Here is a 21,282-nt window from a genome sequence, read left to right as displayed (position 1 = left end):
GGAACCGTATGTGGGGGTGGCCGGGCCCGCATGGCGCGGACGCGAACACCCCGGCCCCCGTCTCCGCAAGGAGAGGGGAGCGGCCGCTACACCGGCTGCGCTTCGGCGTCGTCCTCCGTCGCCTCGGGCTCGGGCAGCGCCTCGATCCAGCCGGCATGGAGGCGGGCAGCCATGATCATGCCCTCGGCCTCGGCGCGGGAGACTTCGAAGCCGTCGAGGTAGCCGGCGTGCTTTACGGCCTCCGGCCCGCGGCCTTCCGTGTAGCCGACGAGATCGTCGGTGGCGCAGCCGGCGAGGTCCTCGACCGACTTCACGTCGTTCTCGCCCAGCGCCACCAGCATCGGCGTGGTGATGCCGTCGATCTCGCGAAGGTCGTCGGCGACGCCGAGCTCGAGACGCTTGGCGTCGAACTCCGATTCGACCCGGGCGAGGTGATCCTGGGCGCGAGCCTGGATCTCGGTGCCGCTCTCCTCGTCCAGCCCCTGGATGTTGCCGAGTTCGCCCGGCTCCACGTAGGCGATCTCCTCGACGGTGCGGAACCCTTCGGCGGCCAGCAGCTGGCCGACCGTCTCGTCGACGTCCAGCGCCTCCATGAACACGGCGGTCCGCTCGGCGAACTCCTTCTGCCGGCGCTCGGATTCCTCGGCTTCCGTCAGGATGTCGATGTCCCAGCCGGTAAGCTGGCTGGCCAGCCGCACGTTCTGGCCGCGACGACCGATGGCCAGCGAGAGCTGGTCGTCGGGCACCACCACCTCGATGCGGTCGGCCTCCTCGTCGAGCACCACCTTGACGACTTCCGCCGGCTGCAGCGCGTTGACGATGAAGGTCGCCTGGTCCTCGGACCACGGGATGATGTCGATCTTCTCGCCCTGCAACTCACCGACCACCGCCTGGACGCGGGAGCCCCGCATGCCGACGCAGGCGCCGACGGGATCGATCGACCCATCGCGAGAAATCACCGCGATCTTGGCGCGCGAACCCGGATCGCGGGCGACCGCCTTCACCTCGACGATGCCGTCGTAGATCTCCGGCACTTCCTGGCCGAACAGCTTGGCCATGAACTGCGGGTGCGAGCGGCTGAGGAAGATCTGCGGCCCGCGCACCTCGCGGCGCACGTCGAACAGGTAGGAGCGGATGCGGTCGCCCGGCCGGAAGGTCTCGCGGGGGATCATCTCGTCGCGGCGCACGATGCCTTCGCCGCGCCCGAGGTCGACGATGACGTTGCCGTATTCGACCCGCTTGACGAGGCCGTTCACGATCTCGCCGATGCGGTCCTTGTACTCGTCGAACTGGCGGTCGCGCTCGGCGTCGCGAACCTTCTGCACGATGACCTGCTTGGCCGATTGCGCGGCGACGCGCCCGAAATCGAACGGCGGCAGGGTATCGGAGATGACGTCGCCCACCAGCGCACCGGGGTTGAACCGCCGGGCCTGGTCGAGGGTGACCTCGCGGGCGTCGTTCTCGACCTGATCCACCACCACGAGGTGGCGCGACAGGCGCAACGCCCCGGTCTTCGGGTCGATCTCGGCGTGCACGTCGGTCTCGGCGCCGTAGCGCGAGCGGGCGGCCTTGGCGATGGCCTCCTCCATGGCGTCGATGACGATGGAACGGTCGATCACCTTCTCGCGCGCGACTGCTTCGGCGATCTGCAGGAGTTCGAGCCTGTTGGCGCTGACGACGGCCATCGGTTTTCGTCCTTCTCTTCGTCGGTGAGACGTATTCGCCGTCCCGCAACGATGCGGGGCGGCGGAAAAAATCAGTGGAGCTTGCCGTCGTCCTTCACCCGCACAGCCTTGGTGCGGACGGGCTTGGCCTTGTTCCTGGCCTTGGCGGCGAGGCTCGCTTGCGTTTCGACCTTGTCCGGCTTCGGCTTGGCCGAGGCCTTGGGCTTGAGCGGGCGCGAGACCGTCTTCTTGGGGGGCGCCGGTTCGGGCGCCGCCTCGATCTCGTCGGCGTCCACGTCGTCGTCCTCGTCATCGTCGAGGACGGGCGGACCGCCGCGGCGCAGGGATTCGCGCACGAGATCGTCCGTGAGCACGAGATAGGCGTCGCCGAGGTCCCGAAGCGGCAGGTCGATCCGGCTCGGCAGCCCCTCCTTCACGTCGGGCAGATCGATCGGCACCGTCCGCCCGTCGGGGTTGGGCACGCCGATGATCCCGCGGAAACGCTTGCGGCCGTCCAGCGGTACGGCCAGTTCGACCTTGGCCTCGTAGCCCGCCCAGCGTGCGAAATCGCAGGCCCGCACCAGCGGCCGGTCGATCCCCGGAGACGAGATCTCGAGGTAGTACGGCTTGCCGATGGGGTCGTCGAGGTCGAGCAGCGGAGAGATCGCGCGACTCACGATCTCGCAATCGCCCACCGACATGGTGCCGTCCGGCCGCTCGGCCATGATCTGGACGGTGCAGCCGTTGGCGCTCGACACCCGCACCCGCACGACACGGAAGCCAAGGCCCTCGATCGAGGCCTCGATGACCTGCACCACCCGCGCGGCGACGCCCGTCTCGGTGATGAGCCGCTTCTCGGTGGGGTCCGTGTCTGGAATATCCGCCATGCTGCGCTTTGAGGTCCGGCCCTACGGGACGTTCCGGCCCGGAAGGCGTTGCGGCAATAAAAAAGAGCGGACCCGGCGGGGCCCACTCCCGAACCGCAGCCTTACGACTGCAACCAGAACTGATCCCGTTTTGTACGCGCCCCGGCGCCTGGTTTCAAGCGGTTTTCCCGCGGCCGCCGTCCGCGATCATCATCTCGCCGCGTCGGCGCCCGATGCACCGGGCCGGAGCGAGCCCGAGGAGGAAGTGGACGATGACGGCAGACCCGCGATTCGGACCCGATCCCGACTGCCTCCATCCGATCCCCGGGCACCGGCGTGTGACGTTCATCCGCAATCTCGACCTGCCGGCCAACGTCACGGTCGGGGCCTATACCTACTACGACGATCCGGCCGGGCCGCAGGCCTTCCTCGACGCCATTCTCTACCATTTCGCCTTCCTCGGCGACCACCTCCGGATCGGCCGCTTCTGCGCCATCGCGGCGGGCACGCGCTTCCTGATGAACGGCGGCAACCATCGGCTCGACGCGCCTTCGACCTATCCCTTCGTGATTTTCGGCGGCGCCTGGGCCGGACGTTTCTCGCACGAGGCGGCCTTCCCCCATCGCGGCGACACGGTGATAGGCAACGACGTGTGGCTCGGCTTCGAGAGCACCATCCTGCCGGGCGTCACCATCGGCGACGGCGCCGTGGTGGCGGCCAAATCCGTGGTCACCCGCGACGTACCGCCCTACGCCATCGTCGCCGGTAATCCGGCGACGCTCGTCCGCATGCGCTTTCCGCCGGAGATCGCCGAGCGCCTGCAGGCGGTGGCGTGGTGGGATTGGGACGTCGCGCGGATCACGCGGTGCCTGCCGGCGATCAGCGGTGGGGAAGTGGCGGCGGTGGAGATGGAGGCGGCCGGAGATCTGAGCGTTAGGTAGGCAGCCGCGTGCGACGACAAACGCCCGATCGTCGTCTTGGGCTTCGGTAAACCCACCGCTGCAGGCCCTTGGGCACAAACCGCCGATTGTGCTCCTCGATCTAGCCAACGCCTTCGAGCGGAAACGCATTTCGCTGCCAGTGCGGCTCCAACGGGCTCCCGACGAGGTTTTCCGCCTCCCATTGCGCCAGGAGGTAACAGAGCGCGGCGCGGTCCCCGGAGCGCAGCGGCTGATCCAGGGCGCGAAGGCGGTCGTACACGCGTTGTTCCGCCGGGTTCTCCGCAGGTTGCCCCCCGACACGATGAGCTTTCAACTCAGACAGGAGTTCTCGCGCTCTTTCGATCTCACCGAGCGCGAGGCAAGCGCCCAGGTGCCAGTAGTGATTCAAGTAACCGCTTCGTTGCGGGTCGTCGCGCTGGAACTCCAGACACCCGCGCGTCGTGTCCAGGGAGCGGAACAGCGGCAGAACCTCCCCCTCGATGCGATCGACAAAATCCCCGTAGATCGTTGAATCGGACCAGATCCAGCCCCATCCGCCCGGGAATTGCTTGGACCGACCAACGCGATCGCCGCAACGCCCCAGACTGGACCAGGATGTCGTCTCGGGCATGAAGTACGCGACGATATGCCAGCTAATGGCACAGCTGTCGGGATCGGATGTCCGATCGATCAGGATCAACCGCCCGACGTGATCGATCGGTGTGAGCCAGAGGCTGTTCTTTCCGGCGGCCACGAGATCGGGGTTGCGTGCAAGAAGCGGCGCCGAGAGCTCCTTGATCTGGCGAGCGGTCGTCATGGTTGTGGGCGCACCTGAATCATGATGATGCCTCTCGATGTCGGGAAATGCCGCTTTGCGGTTCTGGCCAGGACGAGGGCTCGATCGTAGCTGAGGCCTTCTTGGCCGGTCTTGGGATCGTATACGCAGACCATCTGGTCCGGCGTCAGCTCGGAGATGTCGAGCCGCGTCGAGTTTCTCGCGCCGTAAGGTATTTCGTTTCCGGTTGTATTGTCCAGTGAATATTCAGTCCTGATCTCGGGATAGTTTCGAGCCTTGAATGTCTTTTGAACATCTAAATGAATGAGACTTCCAAGTCTCGTCTTGTCGAGATTTCAGTTCGCTGCCGTCAGGCGTCGCGTCGCCTCGTCGGTCACGGCCTGGACCTCCTCGCTATGCGGGCAGAATTGGTGGAGGGTGGATAGATCGACCGGTCCGACCCACACCTTCGAATACTTCTCGCCCTCGTCCGGTTCGAAATCGTACCGCAGGGCAATCGAGCCCCGTTCCTTGCCGAGGCCGGCGGATCGCGCCGCGAGAACCGTCAGCAACATCGCCCCGGCTTCGAGCGTCGCGGCAAGGGCGGGCGCGACGAACGGCAGGGCCGGCAGGAAGGCCGGCCGCACCGTCGCTTCCGGCGCGGTGCCATCGGTCGCGAAGGTCGAGCGCGACAGAATTTCGCCGGTCTGCCCATCCCGAATGGTCTGGGTCTCGCCGGAGTTCTCGAAGATTCGGCTGTCTCCGTCGGGGGTGACGACCGTGTGGTGTTCGTCCCATTCGTCACGCCCGGACCGGATGCGGAGGGTGAGAACCTCGCCGCCGTCCAGCATCGTCCGGTGCTCGGTCGTCTCGCCCGAAATCGGAGCGTCAGGACCCGCCTGTCGACCCCCTCCGGAGCCGCCGTCCGACGTCCAGCGGCCGCTGTCGCTCTGGCCCGCCGAAGCGCGGGGCTGATCGGGGCTGTCCTTGCGGCTCAGGGAGCGGCGGAGGCGGACCAGCTTGGTCTCGGTCCTCAACACCGCGAGGAGCAGGCGCAGGTCACGCGCCTCGGTGGCTGGTCCAGACAAACCCCGACGTTGGATCTCTGACACGGCGATCTCCAATGTTCATGTTTTGTTCTGTTTTTGCGAGTTTATAATAGGAAATAAATCAATGGTAATGCGCCGTCCACCGACTGTCCCGCCCAACGAAAAACGCCGCCCCGCGAACGGGACGGCGTCACCGGAGACCGGATCGATCCCCGTGGCCCCAGGGGGTCACAAGGGGGTCGCCGACGTCAGGCAGCTTGCTTGGACGCACCCAGGAGCTTGCGGTTGATCAGCATCTCGGCGATCTGCACGGTGTTTAGCGCCGCGCCCTTGCGCAGGTTGTCCGAGACGCACCAGAACGACAGGCCGTTGTCGACCGTCGAATCGGCACGGATGCGCGAGACGTAGGTGGCGTCTTCGCCCGCCGCCTCGTGGGGGGTCATGTAGCCGCCGGGCTCGCGCTTATCGACCACGAGGATGCCCGGCGCCGAGCGCAGGATGGCGGTGGCCTCCTCGGGCGAGATCGGGTGCTCGAACTCGACGTTCACCGCCTCGGAGTGGCCGATGAACACCGGCACCCGCACGCAGGTGGCCGTGAGCTTGATCTTGGGATCGAGCATCTTCTTGGTCTCGGCGACCATCTTCCACTCTTCCTTGGTGGAACCGTCGTCGAGGAACACGTCGATCTGCGGGATGACGTTGAAGGCGATCCGCTTGGGGAACTTCTCCATGGTCATCTGGCCGGCGGTGAACACCGACCGGGTCTGCTGGAACAGCTCGTCCATGGCGTCCTTGCCGGCGCCGGAGACCGACTGATAGGTCGAGACCACCACGCGCAGGATCTTGGCGACGTCGTGCAGGGGCTTGAGGGCCACCACGAGCTGGGCCGTCGAGCAGTTCGGGTTGGCGATGATGTTCATCTTCGTGAAACCCGAGATCGCGTCCGGGTTCACCTCGGGCACGATCAGCGGCACGTCCGGGTGGTAGCGGAACGCCGAGGAGTTATCGATCACGACGCAGCCGGCCTGGCCGATGCGGGGCGACCATTCCTTCGAGATCTCGCCGCCCGCCGACATCAGGCAGATGTCGGTGTCGGAAAAATCGTAGTCGTCGAGCGCCTTCACCTTCAGGATCTTGTCGCCGAAGGAGACCTCCTGGCCCATGGAGCGGCGCGAGGCGATGGCCACGACCTCGTCCGCCGGGAAGGCGCGCTCGGCGAGGATGTCCAGCATCTCGCGTCCGACATTGCCCGTCGCACCGACGACGGCGACCTTGTAACCCATCTCGTTCACTCCGTTTCCTGAGGATGCCCGGCGACCGGACCGCGGCGATGCCGCGGCTCCCGGACGTGTCGACGCGTCCCCGCATTCGGTCGCCCACCGCGCCACGGACCCGGCTCGCTGTCACGCGACCCGGCTCGGGTCCACGCCGCCGGCTATCAGACGTGCGAACGTCTCCGCACGGGACGCGGGGCGGACATCGGCCCAACCAAGACGCCGTGCTCCGGTGGCTGTCAAGGGACGTCGGGTGCCTGCGAAGGAAGCGTTCACCGCGATGCGGGAAAGATGGTGTCTCGAATGCCCGGTGAAACGCGATGGCATCCGCGGGGGCGCCATACCGCGAGGCCGAGGACGACACGCCCGTCGTCGGCGAGAGCCAGCCCGCGAGACAGATGACCCCACGCGCCGCATCCCCGCTCGTCCCCGAACGCGGCCTTTCGGCGCCTCGCCGCGGATTTCCGTGGCGCTCCGTGAGACGGGCGGGCGTCGCCGTGGCGCTGGTCGCCGTCCTCAGTGCCTTGGCCGTCGAGCGGGAGGTATCCCGGTCGACCGATGCCCAGCCCCAGGCAGGGGTCGCGCAGGCGTACACACCCTCGGCCGCCGTCCCCGCGCGTGCCGCCATCCCAGACGCACCCTCGCGATTCAGCCTTGACGAGGCCGACCCCACGGCCCCCTCCCGGCTCGATCCGGCCCGGCGCGACCCGGCGACGGGACGGCGCGAGGACGGCCTCAGCCAGGGCTCCTTTGCAGACCACGAGACGCCGTACCTGCGCCTCGTGGTCGTGGACGGTCCTGCCGACGAGGCGCCGGCGCTATTCGTGACGATGGTCCGGCGCGCGGCGGACGGCCCGTCGCTCTTCGTCTCCCGCACCGGCGAGCGCGGGCGCATCGACAGCCGATCCGGCCCCCTGGAGACCCTCGAGGCGAAGCTGACCGCGCTGCCTGACGGCGACGGCAGCCGGACCTGCACCGGATTCACCACCCGGCCGCCGGCCGCGATCCGGATCGAGGGGTGGCTGTGCGCGCCCCTCGGTCAGGCGCCCGAGCCGAGCGCGATCGCCTGCGCCCTCGACAAGCTGGTTCGGAACGGCCAAGCTTCGATCGCACGAGGCGACGTGGCGGGGATCGTGGCGCGGGCCAAACCCCGGGAAGGGACGGATTGCGGCGCGCCGCCCGCCGCCACCGCCCACACCGGATCGATCGGCCGGCCCGCCAAGCGCAATGAGGCAAGAGTGCGGCGAAATGCGCAAGCGAGGCCTTAAGTTGCAAACCTGGGCCTTAAGCTCGGAACAACGATCGTCCTGATACGTCTTTCTCCCATGATCGGGCGGCGAGGCCCAAGGCCCCTCCGCTCACCGACTTCCAGACACGAGGTGCTTCCATGCGCGTTGCCGCTCTCGCCCTGATGGGCGCTCTCACCGTCGCCGGGTCGATCGCCGGTCTCGGTACCGTCGCCCCGGCCCAGGCCCAGTCGCGCGGCTACACCGTCGAGCGCGTCGGTCCGGCCCTGCCGATCCGCATCCGTCCGCGCAGCTGGCTCGATGGCAGCAACGTGGTGGAGCCCGGCAACGGCTCGGTGAGCAACCCGGCCACCAACCCGCAGTTCATCACCGCCAGCTACCTGAACACGCCGCCCTACGGCCGCAACGACCGCTTCGGCGCCGGCAACATCTCCGATCCGATCACCAACGGTCCGTTCGTGGGCGCCCGTTCCAGCGCGATCCGCGGCGTCGACTTCTCGGCTATCGACGTGATCGACCCGACCTCCTACGCGGCGCGCTACGGCAGCCCGTACTGATCCCGACGCAACGTTCCACGACGTGACGTGAAGGCGTCGGCCCAAGCGGGCCGGCGCCTTTTGTTCGTTCCCGTCAGCGCAGGCGCGCCGCCAGCGCGTCGGCGACGGCCTTGCCCATGGCGGCCGTGCCGATAGCGGCGATCCCCTCGCCGGCGATGTCAGCCGTCCTAGCGCCCGAGGCGAGGGTGTCGGTGATGGCGCGGTCGACGAGGTCGGCGGCCTCGCCGAGGCCGAACGAGTAGCGCAGCGCCATGGCCAGGGATCCGATCATGGCGATGGGGTTGGCGATGTCGCGGCCGGCGATGTCGGGGGCCGAACCATGGACCGGCTCGTAGAGCGCCTTGCGGGTGCCCTTTCCGTCGACGGCGCCCAGGGACGCCGAGGGCAGCATCCCGAGGGAGCCGGTGAGCATCGCCGCCACGTCCGAGAGCACGTCGCCGAACAGGTTGTCGGTCACCAGCACGTCGAACTGCTTGGGGCGCCGCACGAGCTGCATCGCGCAGTTGTCGGCCAGCACGTGCTCGAGCGTCAGGTCGGCATGGTGCTCGGCGTGGACGCGGGTGACCACCTCCTTCCACAGCACGCCCGACTTCATGACGTTGTGCTTCTCGGCCGAGGAGACCCGGCCCGATCGCTTGCGTGCGAGGTCGAAGGCCACGTGCGCGATCCGCTCGATCTCGGCGGTGGTGTAGACCTGGGTATCGACGGCACGCTTGGAGCCGTCCGGTAGCGTGGTGATCTCCTTGGGCTCGCCGAAGTAGACGCCTCCGGTCAACTCGCGCACGATCATGATGTCGAGGCCCTCGACGAGGTCGCGCTTGAGCGCCGAGGCATCGGCCAGCGCCGGGTAGCAGATCGCCGGGCGCAGGTTGGCGAAGAGGCCGAGGTCCTTGCGCAGGCGCAGCAGGCCGGCCTCGGGACGGATCTCGTAGGCCACGGTCGCCCATTTCGGCCCGCCGACGGCGCCGAGCAGGATCGCGTCGGCCGCATCGGCCCTGGCCAGCGTCGCATCGGCGAGCGGGACGCCGTGGGCATCGATCGCCGACCCGCCGACGAGGTCGCGCTCGATCTCGAAGCGCGCGAGACCGGCGCCGCTCAGCACGCCGAGCACCACCTCCACCTGGGCCATCACCTCGGGGCCGATTCCGTCGCCGGGCAGGAGGAGGAGCTTGTAGCTGGTCATGGCGGGGCACTCGCTGACGGGATGATCACGGCACCGCGCGGCTGTAGCGAGACCGTCCGGCCGTTGGCAAGGGAGTGGGCGCTCCCCCGCCGCCCGTGACCCGAGGGTCCGCCGTCCCGAACGATCAATGGCCGCCGCGGGTCAGCGTCGCGCCGGGCTTGTCGTGACGGCCGACGCGGTCGACCAGACTGGCCGTCGCCTCGTTCATGCCGACGATCTCCACCGGCACGCCCTGATGACGGAACTTGAGCACGACGCGGTCGAGGGCGTCGATGCTGCTGATGTCCCAGAAGTGTGAGGCGGTCAGGTCGATCGCCACGGCGGCGAGGTCTGTTTCGCGAAAGTCGAAGGCGGCATGGAACGCCTCCGCCGTGGCGAAGAAGATCTGGCCCGTCACGACGTAGCGCCGCCGGTTCGACGCCTCGTCGCGGTGCGCGGTGACGGAGAAGAACCGCGTCACCTTGTGGGCGAAGAACAGGCCGCTCAGGACGACGCCGAACAGCACGCCCTTGGCGAGGTCGTGGGTGACCACCACCACGACGACGGTGCCGAGCATGACGAAGCTGGAGCTCTTGGGGTGGGTGAGTAGCGTGCGCACCGACTTCCATTGGAAGGTGTTGATCGACACCATGATCATCACCGCAACGAGGGCCGCCATGGGGATCTGCGCCACATAGGGTCCGAGCACCACGATGAGGAAGAGCAGGAACGCGCCCGCCCAGAGGGTGGAGAGCCGGCCCCGCCCACCCGAGGAGACGTTGATCACCGATTGGCCGATCATGGCGCAGCCGGCCATGCCGCCGAAGAAGCCGGCGGTGACGTTGGCGAGGCCCTGGCCGGCGCACTCGCGGTTCTTGTCGGAGGTGGTGTCGGTCATCTCGTCGAGGATCGCCGCCGTCATCAGGCTCTCCAGCAGGCCGACCATGGCGAGCGTGAGGGCGTAGGGCAGGATGATCCGCAGGGTCTCCAGGGTAAGCGGCACCTGCGGCAGGGCGAACCACGGCAGCTCGTCGGGAAGCGCGCCCATGTCGCCGACGGTGCGCAGATCGAGCCCGAACCACATCGAAACCCCGGTGAGCAGGACTATGGTGACGAGCGGGGAGGGGACGGCCTTCGTCAGGTAGGGAAGGCCGTAGATGAGGCCGAGGCCGACCGCCGTCATCACGTAGACACCGGTGCCGCGCCCGATCAGCTCCGGCATCTGCGCGAGGAAGATCAGGATCGCCAGGGCGTTGACGAAGCCGGTGACCACCGAGCGCGACACGAAGCGCATGAGGTCGCCCAGGCGAAGCAGGCTCGCACCGACCTGGATGAGGCCGGTGAGGATGGTCGCGGCGAACAGGTAGCCGAGGCCGTGGTCCTTCACGAGAGTGACCATCAGGAGGGACATCGCCCCCGTGGCCGCCGAGATCATCGCCGGCCGCCCCCCGGCGAAGGCGGTGACGACGGCGATGCAGAACGAGGCGTAGAGCCCGACCTTGGGGTCGACGCCGGCGATGATCGAGAAGGCGATGGCCTCCGGGATCAACGCCAGGGCGACGACGGTGCCCGCCAGGATTTCACGCGTGACGTTGGGAGCCCACTCGCTCCGGAGGTGCTGGATCGACATCGCAATAAACGGCTTTCGAAAGCCCCGCGCGCATCGCGCCGGCAGGGGCCAGGCATCACGGACCCGGCCGCCGCTGGCGGGCCGGGCGAACGACTTCGGACGACGCGGCCGCTACGGCGGCGTCAGCCCCAGGAAGTCGATGAACCGTTTGAGATGCATGGCGCTCCCATACCACGCCCTTGCCGCGACGCAACATCGCCGGGCGTGGCAGGGAGTCCGCGTCAGACCGTCCGCATCACCGTGAAGCGCGCTGCCTGACGCAGGGTCTCGGCCTTCTCGCCCCAGGAGACGACGGCCGCGTCGCAGACATCCACCAGCCGGTCGCATTCGGCCCGTGCGCCGTCCAGGCCGAGCCGGTCCACCAGCGTCGCCTTGCCGGCGTCCTTATCCTTGCCGGTGGCCTTGCCCATCGCCTCGGGCGAGGCCTCGCGGTCGAGGATGTCGTCGGCGATCTGGAAGGCCTGGCCCAGGGCCAGGCCGTAGCGCAGCAGCGCCGCGCGCTGGTCCGAGGTCGCGCCGCCCACCAGGGCGCCGGCGTCCACCGAAAACGCCAGGATCGCGCCGGTCTTCATGGCCTGGAGCTGGAGCGTGTCCTCGACGGTGAGCGACACCGGCCCGAACCGGCCCTCGGCGCCGAGGTCGAGGATCTGGCCTCCGACCATCCCGCCGAGGCCCGAAGCCCTGGCCAGACCGAGCACGAGGTCGGCCCGGATGGCCGCCTGGGGCTGCCACGTCGGGTCGGCCAGGATCTCGAAGGCGAGGGTCTGGAGCGCATCGCCGACGAGGATCGCGGTGGCGTCGTCGTAGGCCTTGTGGACGGTGGGCTTGCCGCGGCGCAGGTCGTCGTCGTCCATGGCCGGCATGTCGTCGTGGACCAGGGAATAGCAGTGGACGAGCTCGATCGCCGATCCGGCGGCCAGGGCGCCGGCCTCGTCGCCGCCGAGCATGCGCGCGGTCTCCACCGCCAGGAACGGGCGCAGGCGCTTGCCGCCGCCCAGTACAGCATGGCGCATCGCCTCCATCAGCCGCGCCGGACGGACGATCTCGCCGGTCTGGGTCGCGTCGCCGAGGCGTTCGGCGAGGAAGGCCTCGACGGCGTCGGCCGTCGCGCCGAGCTTGTGGGTAAAGGCCTGCGTCGCGGCATCCACCTTGACCGAAGCGTGCGATGGTTGCGTTGAACTCATGGTCGGTCTTTCGACGGTGGCGGCGAGGCGAGCGGGTGTTGCGTGTGGTGAGACGCGATCAGGACGACGAGGAGGACATGGGGCGCCCCCTCGAGCGGGCCGGGCGCCGGAGCGGGGGATTGCGGCGCATGGTCGGCGTGGTCATGCTGCTCCCTCTCCTCCTGCTGGTGTCCGTCGTCGGCCTCGCGCTCGTCTATAGCGCGGTGACGCCGCCCTCAACCCTGATGCTGGGGCGATGGTTGACGCTCCAGCCCGTGGCGCGCGACGTCGTGGGCCTCGACGCGATCTCGCCCCTGCTCGTCCAGGCGGTGATCGCATCGGAGGACCAGCGTTTCTGCCAGCACGGCGGCGTCGACTGGGGCGCCCTGCGCGACGTGGTCGACGACGAGGAAGGCCCGAGCCGGGGCGCCTCCACGATTTCGATGCAGACGGTCAAGAACGTCTTCCTCTGGCCGGGCCGCTCTGTCGTCCGCAAGGCCCTGGAAATTCCTCTGGCCATGGTTGTCGACACGCTTTGGGGCAAGGTCCGCGTCCTGGAAGTCTATCTCAACGTCGCCGAGTGGGGGGAGGGGGTGTTCGGGGCGGAGGCCGCCGCCCAGCGTTGGTTCGGCAAGCCGGCCCGCGCGCTCACCCGCGGCGAGGCCGCGCTGCTGGCCGCCGTTCTGCCCAACCCGATCCTGCGCAATCCGGCCCTGCCGTCGCGGGGCGTGCGAGCGCAGGCCGCGCGCATCCAGGCGCGAATGAATGCAGTCTCCGGCCTGATGGGCTGCTTGAAACGCTGACGGTTTTGACGGGACGGGTACTGGTGCACCGCTCGGCGATCGGCGATACGGCCAACCTGCCTGTTCCGGATCGCGTCTCCCCATGCTCTGTCGCCCCCGCGTCGCCCTCGCGCTCGCCTTGTGTGCCGCCCTGAACGCCCCGCAGGCGCTGGCCAACGACAGTGCCGCCGAACTCGATGCCGGTGGCCTCGTCCTGGTGAAAGACCCCGAGGTCGCCCTCGTTCGCGAGGATCTCACCATCGGCCTCGACCGGATCACCGTGCGCTACGTCTTCCGCAATCGCTCGGCGGCCGCGCGCACCCTCAAGGTGGCGTTCCCGCTTCCGCCCATCAATGGCGCGGAACTGACCAGTTCCGCGCAGAGCCTGCCGGACGAATCGAGCGCCAACTTCGTCGGGTTCACGGTGACGGTGGACGGTCAGGCGCTGACACCGCACCTCGAGGAACGCGCCTTCCTGGGAGCCCGCGAGGTCAGCGATCTCCTGCGCAAGCACGCCGTTCCCCTCAATCCCATGCGCCGGGACGCCTATGGAGCGGCGGTGGCCAAGCTCACGCCGACGGCGAAGGCCGAACTCGCCGCCGCGGGGCTGATCCCAGAGGACGAGGGCCCCGATGGCGGGCAATGGCGCAGCGAGGCCAAGTTTTATTGGGATCAGACCTTTCCGGCCGGGCGCGATCTCGTCATCGAGCATGCCTACCGGCCGGTGAAGGGCAGCATCCTCATCGGACGCAGCGACCTCGACGACCGCGCCTTCCGCCAGCGCTACTGCCTCGATGATGCCGGCGTCGCGGGCGTGCGTCGGTTTCTCGCCGGAAAGGGCAAGGACGATGCGGTGCGGGGCGTCGTGGTCCCCTACATCGTCACCACGGCGCGCAACTGGGCCGGGACCATCGGTACCTTCGCGCTGACCATCGACAAGGGGCATCCGAAGACCCTCGTGAGCCTGTGCCGGAACGGTCTCGTCAAGACCGGGCCCAGTACTTTCTCCTTCACCGCCACGAACTTCGTGCCCGATGCCGACCTGCGGGTCCTCTACGTCTCCCAGGATGCGGAGGCTCTCGGTATCCGATAGAGCCAAGCTGGAATGCTTCTCGAAAGACCCCCGATGCCCGAACCGACACCGACCGAGCCGACCGTTGATCTCACCCTCGAGCGCATCGCGCTGATCCGCCGGATGGTGGTGGCATGGAACCCCGAGGGCGTGGGTGCCCCGATCGTCCATCCCGACGCGCCCTACGGCAGCGCCGACCGTGACGGCGACATCGCCAATGTCACCGGCGACGACGACGGCGCCGACGAGGAACACCGGGCGCTCGGCGATGCGCTGGCGGTGTTCGTCATCCACGCCGTCCTCAAGCCCGGCCGCTACGCCTATCACAACACCCTGGCCAAGCTCGCCTCGGACGACGTCGGCGACGTGTTCCGCGACGAGGACACCGGGGAAACGCCCGAGCACATCACCTTCGACGTGATCACCGAGCACCTGGCGCTGATCCCGGCCCTGGCAATCGTCTGGGACGAAGGCCGCGACATCCCGGCGGTCGACACGGAGGCGCCCTACGGCGCCGTGCGAGACGTTGCCGGCCTCGGTCCGCTCCATCACGAGATGCAGCCGGCCCTGCAGATCTTCCTGCGGTACGCCGACCTCGGCCCCGGGTTGTTTCCGGCCAGACCGCTCGCGTGATGTGAAAGCCGGCGTCGGCCTCCAGCTTTCGCCCCGGGGGCGTCCGGGACCGACCGGGCGCCGGCCTCTTTTGTCCGGCGCGTTTATGCCCCCAGCAGCTTCTTGCGCTGCGCCAGGGTCCGCAGCCGCAGCGCGTTGAGCTTGATGAAGCCGGCCGCGTCGCGGTGATCGTAGGCGACCGCGCCCTCCTCGAAGGTGACGAGGTCCTGGTCGTAGAGCGAGTTCGGGCTCGACCGGCCGATGACGTGGATGCCGCCCTTGTAGAGCTTCAGCCGGACCTCGCCGGTGACCATTTCCTGGCTCTTGTCGATGAGGGCCTGGAGCATCTCGCGCTCCGGCGAGAACCAGAAGCCGTTGTAGATCAGCTCCGCGTATTGCGGCATGATCTGGTCCTTGAGGTGGGCAGCGCCGCGGTCCAGCGTGATCGACTCGATGGCGCGGTGGGCCGGCAGCAGGATGGTGCCGCCCGGCGTCTCGTACATGCCGCGGCTCTTCATCCCGACGAAGCGGTTCTCCACGAGATCGAGGCGGCCGATGCCGTTGTCGTGGCCGAGCTGGTTGAGCTTGGCCAGCAGGGTGGCCGGAGACATCGCCACCCCGTCGATGGAGACCGCGTCGCCCTTCTCGAAGCCGATGGTGACCACGGTGGGGGTATCGGGCGCGCCCTCCGGCGAAAGGGTGCGCGAGTAGACGTAGTCCGGAACCTCGTCGGCGGGATCTTCCAGCACCTTGCCCTCGGAGGAGGCGTGCAGGAGGTTGGCATCCACCGAGAATGGGCTCTCGCCGCGCTTGTCCTTCGAGATCGGGATCTGGTGCGCCTCCGCGAAGGCGATCAGGGCTTCGCGCGAGCGCATGTCCCACTCGCGCCAGGGGGCGATGACGGTGACGTCGGGCTTGAGGGCGTAGTAGCCGAGTTCGAACCGGACCTGGTCGTTGCCCTTGCCGGTGGCGCCGTGACAGACCGCATCGGCGCCGACCCTCTCGGCGATCTCGATCTGCTTCTTGGCGATGAGCGGCCGGGCGATCGAGGTGCCCAGCAGGTAGACGCCCTCGTAGACCGCATTGGCGCGGAACATCGGAAACACGTAGTCGCGCACGAACTCTTCGCGCAGGTCCTCGATGAAGATGTTCTCGGGCTTGATCCCGAGGAGTTCGGCCTTGCGGCGAGCCGGCTCCAGCTCCTCGCCCTGGCCGAGGTCGGCGGTGAACGTCACCACCTCGCAGCCGTATGTGGTCTGCAGCCACTTGAGGATGATCGAGGTGTCGAGACCGCCGGAATAGGCGAGGACGACCTTCTTGACGGTCTTGGGAAGCTCGGCCTGGGGAGTCTCGGACGTCATGGGTCTCGCTTCGCTCGACGGGTCGTGATCGGGGTCTCTTGGGCTTACCAGCCGGGCGATACGCCGTGCAACCGCCATGCCGCCCGTGCGTTCGCCCCCCCGAGACCGGTGACGCGCCGCCGCCTTGCGGCATAGGGTGCGTCACGCCACGGTCCTTCCCGACCAACCACCCTGGAGAGGCGACGAATGGCGCGGCGGCCGACCCTGGAATTCTGGTACGAATTCGCGTCCACCTACTCATATCTGGCGGCGATGCGCGTGGAGGCGGCGGCGGCGGCGGCCGGCGTCGAGATCCGCTGGCGACCCTTCCTGCTCGGTCCGATCTTCGCGGCCCAGGGCTGGAATTCCTCCCCCTTCAACCTCTTCCCGGCCAAGGGCAAGGCGATGTGGCGCGACGTCGAGCGCGAGGCCGCCCGGCTGGCGCTGCCGCCGCTGACGCGGCCCAACCCCTTCCCCCAAAACAGCCTGAGCGCCACCCGAGCGGCCACCTACGGCATGGACCACGACTGGCTGGTGCCGTTCTCCAAGGCGGTGTTCGAGAGCGTGTTCGCGAAGGGCCAATCCATCGCGGAGCCTTCGGCGGTGGTGGCGCTCCTCGACGGCCTCGGCCTCGACGGCACGGTGATCCTCAAGGCCGCCGCCCTGGAGGCCAACAAGGGCCGCCTGCGGGTGAACGGCGAGGAAGCCCGCTCGCGCGGCATCTTCGGCGCCCCCACCTTCCTCACCGAGGACGGCGAATTGTTCTGGGGCAACGACCGCCTCGATCAGGCGCTGGCCTGGTCGGTGGGAGACCGCCCCGGCACGCTGCGCTGAGACGCTACCGACGGATCGAGCGGGTGGCGCCTGCGCGGACCATGCAGGCGACCGCCCCGGCCAAATGCTTGTCCGGGGCGTCGTGGTTCGAGGGATCGCACGGGTCGTTCGGCATCTGCCGCGAGGTCGCATCGGCCCAAGGCGGGGCCGGCGGCCACGACCGCGGCGGTCACGGGATCCGTGCCGTCTCGGCAGTCGGCGTCGACGCCGAGCAGCGGAGAAACGCGGGGCCGAGTCCGGTCGGCACGATCCGGCCATGGCGTCACGGCGCACAACTCTCCGACAAGGACAATTTTTACTTCTGATATCATTTATTTTTTAAACCATCGCCAGACCGACAACGCTTGGCAATATGAATACCTCTTGAAAAACAGATTTTTTACATGCGCGACATTTCCGAAAAACTACCGTATGGTTCAGCTCCCGACATTTGAATGCCATGCCGTTCTTGGGTCACGATGCCCTGTGGATGTCGATGAGACGTCGCGCGGTCCGGTCGATCGACCGCCCCTCGGCGGCGCCGGATCCGCCACTGCGCATCTCGCGGCTGGCATGAGGAGACGATCGACATGAGAGCCAGTCCACCGACGTGCACCACATGGACCCCTCGGCATCTGCGGCTGGCCATCGACGCCGCCGGTGTCGCCCTGTGGTCCTGGAACGTCGACGACGACACGTTCACCATGGACGAGTACGGACACACGCTCTGGGACCTCCCGATGAGCGAGCGCGTCAGCTTCGAGGATCTCTCCTCCCGCATCCATCCCGCCGACAAGGACCGGGTGAGGGCGGCGTTCTCCGCGACCCGGGCCATCCTCGGTCCCTACGAGACCGACTTCCGCGTCCTCCATGGCACCGACGTCCGCTGGATCTCCGCCCGGGGCCAGGGCGACGACCACGGCATCGTCGGGGCGATCATGTTCGGCATCTTCCTCGATGCCACCGGGCGCAAGCAGGCCGAGGAAGGCCAGGAGCTGCTGGCGGGCGAGATGAGCCATCGCGTCAAGAACCTGCTGGCGATCGCGGCTTCGCTGACAGCGATCACCTCGCGTTCCACCTCCACCACTACCGACATGGCGCGCGAGCTCACCCAGCGCCTCACCGCCCTCGGGCGGGCGCACGACCTCGTCCGTCCGCTGCCCGGCGGCCAGGGAAAGGCCGCCCTTCTCGGCGACCTGCTGTCGATCCTGCTGGCGCCCTACGACGACATGGGCGCCTTCAGCGGCCGTATCCGCGTCTCGGTGCCCAGGATGGGAGTGGGGGAGGCGGCGGCGACGACGCTGGCGCTCGTCATCCACGAGTTGGCGACCAACTCGCTCAAGTACGGCGCCCTCTCGGTCGCCACGGGCACCCTCGACATCTCCTGCCCCGTGCAGGAGGACACCGTGGTGATCACCTGGACGGAAAGAGGCGGCCCGCGGGTATCGGCTCCCACGGGGCCCGGCGGCTACGGCAGCAAGCTCCTGAACCGGGCCATGACCCAACAGCTCGATGGCGCGGTGGAACGGACCTGGGACGAGGCCGGCGTGGTGGTCACCTTGCAGATGAACAAGGCCTACCTGGTGGCGTGAGGTCCGGCCTCGGCCGACGCGAGACGTCGAGAGCCGTGGCGGCGGCCGTGAGCGACAGGGATGCGAACGATCCGTGTCCCAACGCGCCGGCGGGCCCGGGCCCCGCCCACGCCCGGCTGTCGGTTCTATGAACGGGGGCGACGCACCGTCGAAGCGTCATGGGTCTTCGGGACGGTCGGACATCGAGCACCGCCGTTCTGCACGGCGGCATCGGTCGTCTGGCCGGTCCGGCGGGGGCGCGGTGACGACGTTGCCGCCGCTTGAAGGATGATGCGATGACCGCTGACCGGGTCCAATATGACCATGGGAAGGCTCCTTGCCACAGACAATCGGAGCGCGACCGCATGGCTAAGGTAAAGTGACGACACAATTTTTTGTTCCGAATATCTTATGACGAATCCTTATTCCATTTTCTTTTCGTCTTGATTTCGAACTGAACCCGCTCGGTCATTTGTGTTTTTCCGCTGTCAATCTATTTCGTTGCTATCGCTGGTCGCAAATCGAGGGCGTCGGCGCCTGTGAGTAGGATGTGCTCCCGCCTGATCGTCGCGGAGAGACACTCGGCACCCACTGACATCGGCTGTCGCATGCCGTATCCGAACGGGATGATCGCAGCCGCGATGGCCTGCGGGTGGCCCGCGCCGGAGCCCTGCGGCCTCACGTCTCGGCGCCCCCAAGTCGTCGTGAGTTAGGTATCTTCCTGATTGAAGGCAGATATCGGCAAAAGCCGTCGCGTGAATCCGAACAATATTTTGATCTTCGCTCCGCACCGCCAAGGCCAAGCGAAACTTTTCCCGTTCGAAAGGGTTTCCGATTGTCGACAGTCGGGGTCGGCGTGCGCGTCGCACCCGAGTAAAAGCGCCTCGTCGCACGAACGACATCCGCGAATCGCCCGGACGTCGTGGCCACCGTCGGCTCACCAAGGCAATGCATGAAACTCCCTCACGGCCTGCCGGCCGCCTTCCGCGGCGGCGCGTTCCCAACTACTCGCGCCCTGGCCGAATGCCGGATCGCCGGTGCCACGTCGGAACAGGCGATCCTTCCTACGTCGGTGTCGGCGCGCGCTCCTCGGGCCTGCGGGCGGACCGGATCATCGGAGCCGAGGCTTGCGGTTCGGCCGACAGGATCGCCGGCATGGTCAGGAACGCCGTCTTCGCGCCGACGGACCGGCGCATCGACGCGGTCATGGACTCGGGCGGCTTCTTCAGCCCGGGCGAGGACGGCATCGTCGTGCCGATACGGGCGATGAAGGTGTCGCATGAGCGCGACAGTGTCATCCCGCCGTTCTTCCGCGCCGAGGTGAGGGGGATCCCCCCTATGGCGGACCGGGACTACAAGTGGCCCTCGAACGACGCCTGGCGCGCCCGCAAGGACGCCTTGTTCGGCCGCCCCTGCGGAGCGAGCACCGAGAGATTGTGAGGAAACCGATTTGAGCGACCGCGACGCGTCCATGCCTCCGCACGAGGTTCCGCGGGAGGACCAGCCGATGCACCGGGAAGCCGCGCTCGAAGCCGAGATCGCGCGTCTGAGGCGGGCCCTCGACGAGGCGGTGCAGCGCCTGGCCGAGGAGAGCCCCTCGGCGCGGGCCCAGGACGAGCGCGAGATCGCCGAGGGCCGAGCCGCCCTCGCGCTCGAACGGGAGCGTGCGGCCGAACTCGAACGGGCCCTGGCGGACCTGAAGGCGCGCTCGATGGTGCTCGCGGCCAGCGAGGCCCGGTATCGCCTCGCCGTCGAGAGCGCGAAGGATTACGCGATCTTCACCATCGACCTCACCGGCCGCATCACCGGCTGGAACACGGGGGCGGAAAACCTGCTCGGGTGGGCGGAGGACGAGGCGGTCGGCCGCCCCGTGAACGTCATCTTCACACCCGACGACAACCGGGAAGCCATTGCCGAGGAGGAGATGCGGCTCGCGGTCACCGACGGCCGGGCCGACGACAACCGCTGGCACCTGCGCAAGGACGGCGTGCAGTTCTGGGCCAACGGCCTGATGATGCCGATGCGCGACGACGCGGGCGGCCTGACCGGCTTCTTGAAGATCCTGAGGGATCTCACCGAGGCGCAGCTTGCCAGCGAGCATCAGCAGCTCCTCATCCACGAGCTCAACCACCGGGTGAAGAACACCCTCTCCACGGTCCAGGCCTTCACGACCCAGTCGCTGCGCACGGCCGCCTCGCTGCACGACGCCCGTGAGGCGATCACGGCACGGCTCATCGCCCTGGCCAAGGCCCACGACGTCCTCACCGCCGAGAAATGGGAGAGCGCCGAGCTCACCCGGCTCGTCGACGACGCGCTCAACCTCCACAACGCCGACCGGCAACGCTGTCGCTGGCAGGGCGACGCCGTCCGGGTGGTGCCCCGCACCGCGCTCGCCCTGTCGATGATGCTGCACGAACTGGCGACGAACGCGACCAAGTACGGGGCCCTGTCGAACGACGTCGGCACCGTGACGGTATCGTGGGCCATCCTCGACCGGGAGAACGGCTCGGAGGAGGCGAGGCCGCGTCTCACTCTGCGATGGCAGGAACGGAAGGGCCCGAGCGTGACGACGCCAACCCGGCGCGGGTTCGGCACGCGGATGATCGAGCGGGGCCTTGCCAGCGAACTCGGAGGCAAGGTGCAGATTGACTACGAGCCGGCAGGGGTCGTGTGCACCATCGACATCCCCCTCGAAGCGGTGTGAGCCGCGAGGTTGGATCGATCGTGTAGACGGCGGCTGAGGAAAGTCCCGACGATGAGTGTTCGCGTTTCCATGATCGATCTC

20 protein-coding genes are annotated in these 21,282 nt (G+C 68.0%); 11 read left to right on the top strand and 9 right to left on the bottom strand.

The window, feature by feature from the left end:
• Positions 1-86 precede the first annotated feature (86 nt).
• Positions 87-1,685, bottom strand: coding sequence for a transcription termination factor NusA (nusA, locus tag ASG59_RS00295; RefSeq protein WP_055883639.1), 1,599 nt, complete (start codon positions 1,683-1,685; stop codon positions 87-89).
• Positions 1,686-1,756: 71 nt separating this feature from the next.
• Positions 1,757-2,551 (bottom strand): ribosome maturation factor RimP, encoded by a 795-nt coding sequence (gene rimP / locus ASG59_RS00290; protein WP_056285053.1) that lies wholly within the window; start codon positions 2,549-2,551, stop codon positions 1,757-1,759.
• Positions 2,552-2,802: 251 nt separating this feature from the next.
• Between rimP and ASG59_RS00285 the strand changes: the two genes are divergently transcribed.
• On the top strand, positions 2,803-3,471 hold the full coding sequence (locus tag ASG59_RS00285; RefSeq protein WP_056406328.1) for a CatB-related O-acetyltransferase: 669 nt from the start codon (positions 2,803-2,805) through the stop codon (positions 3,469-3,471).
• A gap of 100 nt (positions 3,472-3,571) precedes the next feature.
• On the opposite strand, the gene ASG59_RS00280 is transcribed toward ASG59_RS00285, so the two are convergent.
• The 3 genes from ASG59_RS00280 to ASG59_RS00270 all read right to left on the bottom strand — a co-directional run bounded on the left by ASG59_RS00280 (position 3,572) and on the right by ASG59_RS00270 (position 6,557).
• Positions 3,572-4,267: a hypothetical protein gene (locus ASG59_RS00280; protein WP_056406327.1), complete on the bottom strand. Its 696-nt coding sequence runs from the start codon at positions 4,265-4,267 to the stop codon at positions 3,572-3,574.
• A gap of 314 nt (positions 4,268-4,581) precedes the next feature.
• Positions 4,582-5,076: a hypothetical protein gene (locus ASG59_RS00275; protein WP_056406325.1), complete on the bottom strand. Its 495-nt coding sequence runs from the start codon at positions 5,074-5,076 to the stop codon at positions 4,582-4,584.
• Between the two features lie 446 nt (positions 5,077-5,522).
• Entirely contained in the window at positions 5,523-6,557 is a 1,035-nt protein-coding gene (locus ASG59_RS00270) for an aspartate-semialdehyde dehydrogenase (protein ID WP_055884641.1), read from the bottom strand.
• Between the two features lie 488 nt (positions 6,558-7,045).
• Here ASG59_RS00270 and ASG59_RS00265 point away from each other — a divergent pair, with 488 nt between their 5' ends.
• On the top strand, positions 7,046-7,816 hold the full coding sequence (locus ASG59_RS00265; RefSeq protein WP_244475579.1) for a hypothetical protein: 771 nt from the start codon (positions 7,046-7,048) through the stop codon (positions 7,814-7,816).
• Positions 7,817-7,935: 119 nt separating this feature from the next.
• Entirely contained in the window at positions 7,936-8,352 is a 417-nt protein-coding gene (locus ASG59_RS00260; RefSeq protein WP_056406321.1) for a hypothetical protein, read from the top strand.
• Positions 8,353-8,425: 73 nt separating this feature from the next.
• Here the strand turns inward: ASG59_RS00260 and leuB are convergent, their stop codons facing one another.
• The 3 genes from leuB to ASG59_RS00245 form a co-directional block, all read right to left on the bottom strand.
• The gene (leuB, locus tag ASG59_RS00255; RefSeq protein WP_056406319.1) at positions 8,426-9,535 is read right to left on the bottom strand and encodes a 3-isopropylmalate dehydrogenase; all 1,110 of its coding nucleotides are present in this window, start codon (positions 9,533-9,535) and stop codon (positions 8,426-8,428) included.
• Between the two features lie 124 nt (positions 9,536-9,659).
• Entirely contained in the window at positions 9,660-11,144 is a 1,485-nt protein-coding gene (locus tag ASG59_RS00250) for a SulP family inorganic anion transporter (protein WP_156399055.1), read from the bottom strand.
• Between the two features lie 221 nt (positions 11,145-11,365).
• The gene (locus ASG59_RS00245) at positions 11,366-12,328 is read right to left on the bottom strand and encodes a polyprenyl synthetase family protein (RefSeq protein WP_055883618.1); all 963 of its coding nucleotides are present in this window, start codon (positions 12,326-12,328) and stop codon (positions 11,366-11,368) included.
• Positions 12,329-12,372: 44 nt separating this feature from the next.
• On the opposite strand from ASG59_RS00245, the gene mtgA reads away from it, so the two are divergent.
• From mtgA to ASG59_RS00230, 3 genes are all read left to right on the top strand, one after another.
• Positions 12,373-13,110 carry a monofunctional biosynthetic peptidoglycan transglycosylase gene (gene mtgA, locus ASG59_RS00240; RefSeq protein ID WP_156399054.1) on the top strand — a complete coding sequence of 246 codons (738 nt, stop codon included), beginning with the start codon at positions 12,373-12,375 and terminating at the stop codon, positions 13,108-13,110.
• A gap of 82 nt (positions 13,111-13,192) precedes the next feature.
• Positions 13,193-14,182 carry a DUF4424 domain-containing protein gene (locus ASG59_RS00235; protein WP_056406314.1) on the top strand — a complete coding sequence of 330 codons (990 nt, stop codon included), beginning with the start codon at positions 13,193-13,195 and terminating at the stop codon, positions 14,180-14,182.
• A 33-nt stretch (positions 14,183-14,215) separates the two neighbouring features.
• Positions 14,216-14,794 carry a hypothetical protein gene (locus ASG59_RS00230; protein WP_056406312.1) on the top strand — a complete coding sequence of 193 codons (579 nt, stop codon included), beginning with the start codon at positions 14,216-14,218 and terminating at the stop codon, positions 14,792-14,794.
• A gap of 83 nt (positions 14,795-14,877) precedes the next feature.
• Here the strand turns inward: ASG59_RS00230 and ASG59_RS00225 are convergent, their stop codons facing one another.
• Complete coding sequence (locus ASG59_RS00225) at positions 14,878-16,134, bottom strand: argininosuccinate synthase (protein WP_056406310.1); 1,257 nt, start codon at positions 16,132-16,134, stop codon at positions 14,878-14,880.
• A gap of 186 nt (positions 16,135-16,320) precedes the next feature.
• Here ASG59_RS00225 and ASG59_RS00220 point away from each other — a divergent pair, with 186 nt between their 5' ends.
• The 5 genes from ASG59_RS00220 (at position 16,321) to ASG59_RS00200 (ending at position 21,201) form a co-directional block, all read left to right on the top strand.
• Positions 16,321-16,947: a 2-hydroxychromene-2-carboxylate isomerase gene (locus ASG59_RS00220; protein ID WP_055883604.1), complete on the top strand. Its 627-nt coding sequence runs from the start codon at positions 16,321-16,323 to the stop codon at positions 16,945-16,947.
• 41 nt (positions 16,948-16,988) lie between these two features.
• Positions 16,989-17,252, top strand: a complete 264-nt coding sequence (locus ASG59_RS00215) for a hypothetical protein (protein ID WP_056406308.1) — start codon at positions 16,989-16,991, stop codon at positions 17,250-17,252.
• A gap of 264 nt (positions 17,253-17,516) precedes the next feature.
• A complete protein-coding gene (locus tag ASG59_RS00210; protein ID WP_055883601.1) occupies positions 17,517-18,518 on the top strand; it encodes a sensor histidine kinase in 1,002 nt (333 codons plus the stop codon).
• 1,134 nt (positions 18,519-19,652) lie between these two features.
• Positions 19,653-19,937 (top strand): hypothetical protein, encoded by a 285-nt coding sequence (locus ASG59_RS00205; protein WP_056406306.1) that lies wholly within the window; start codon positions 19,653-19,655, stop codon positions 19,935-19,937.
• Positions 19,938-20,004: 67 nt separating this feature from the next.
• Positions 20,005-21,201: an HWE histidine kinase domain-containing protein gene (locus tag ASG59_RS00200; RefSeq protein ID WP_056406670.1), complete on the top strand. Its 1,197-nt coding sequence runs from the start codon at positions 20,005-20,007 to the stop codon at positions 21,199-21,201.
• Positions 21,202-21,282 lie beyond the last annotated feature (81 nt).

Source organism: Methylobacterium sp. Leaf466 (assembly GCF_001425565.1).
GTDB lineage: Bacteria > Pseudomonadota > Alphaproteobacteria > Rhizobiales > Beijerinckiaceae > Methylobacterium.
The sequence above is the reverse complement of the archived record's forward strand: the minus strand, read 5'-3'. Positions and strand labels throughout refer to the sequence as shown.

What these genes read in the sequence shown, in the direction of transcription:
- nusA (WP_055883639.1), bottom strand. Translation starts at nt 1,685, where the DNA reads ATGGCCGTCGTCAGCGCCAACAGGCTCGAACTCCTGCAGATCGCCGAA.
- rimP (WP_056285053.1), bottom strand. Translation starts at nt 2,551, where the DNA reads ATGGCGGATATTCCAGACACGGACCCCACCGAGAAGCGGCTCATCACC.
- ASG59_RS00285 (WP_056406328.1), top strand. Translation starts at nt 2,803, where the DNA reads ATGACGGCAGACCCGCGATTCGGACCCGATCCCGACTGCCTCCATCCG.
- ASG59_RS00280 (WP_056406327.1), bottom strand. Translation starts at nt 4,267, where the DNA reads ATGACGACCGCTCGCCAGATCAAGGAGCTCTCGGCGCCGCTTCTTGCA.
- ASG59_RS00275 (WP_056406325.1), bottom strand. Translation starts at nt 5,076, where the DNA reads ATGCTGGACGGCGGCGAGGTTCTCACCCTCCGCATCCGGTCCGGGCGT.
- ASG59_RS00270 (WP_055884641.1), bottom strand. Translation starts at nt 6,557, where the DNA reads ATGGGTTACAAGGTCGCCGTCGTCGGTGCGACGGGCAATGTCGGACGC.
- ASG59_RS00260 (WP_056406321.1), top strand. Translation starts at nt 7,936, where the DNA reads ATGCGCGTTGCCGCTCTCGCCCTGATGGGCGCTCTCACCGTCGCCGGG.
- leuB (WP_056406319.1), bottom strand. Translation starts at nt 9,535, where the DNA reads ATGACCAGCTACAAGCTCCTCCTCCTGCCCGGCGACGGAATCGGCCCC.
- ASG59_RS00250 (WP_156399055.1), bottom strand. Translation starts at nt 11,144, where the DNA reads ATGTCGATCCAGCACCTCCGGAGCGAGTGGGCTCCCAACGTCACGCGT.
- ASG59_RS00245 (WP_055883618.1), bottom strand. Translation starts at nt 12,328, where the DNA reads ATGAGTTCAACGCAACCATCGCACGCTTCGGTCAAGGTGGATGCCGCG.
- ASG59_RS00235 (WP_056406314.1), top strand. Translation starts at nt 13,193, where the DNA reads ATGCTCTGTCGCCCCCGCGTCGCCCTCGCGCTCGCCTTGTGTGCCGCC.
- ASG59_RS00230 (WP_056406312.1), top strand. Translation starts at nt 14,216, where the DNA reads ATGCCCGAACCGACACCGACCGAGCCGACCGTTGATCTCACCCTCGAG.
- ASG59_RS00225 (WP_056406310.1), bottom strand. Translation starts at nt 16,134, where the DNA reads ATGACGTCCGAGACTCCCCAGGCCGAGCTTCCCAAGACCGTCAAGAAG.
- ASG59_RS00220 (WP_055883604.1), top strand. Translation starts at nt 16,321, where the DNA reads ATGGCGCGGCGGCCGACCCTGGAATTCTGGTACGAATTCGCGTCCACC.
- ASG59_RS00215 (WP_056406308.1), top strand. Translation starts at nt 16,989, where the DNA reads ATGCAGGCGACCGCCCCGGCCAAATGCTTGTCCGGGGCGTCGTGGTTC.
- ASG59_RS00210 (WP_055883601.1), top strand. Translation starts at nt 17,517, where the DNA reads ATGAGAGCCAGTCCACCGACGTGCACCACATGGACCCCTCGGCATCTG.
- ASG59_RS00205 (WP_056406306.1), top strand. Translation starts at nt 19,653, where the DNA reads ATGGTCAGGAACGCCGTCTTCGCGCCGACGGACCGGCGCATCGACGCG.
- ASG59_RS00200 (WP_056406670.1), top strand. Translation starts at nt 20,005, where the DNA reads ATGCACCGGGAAGCCGCGCTCGAAGCCGAGATCGCGCGTCTGAGGCGG.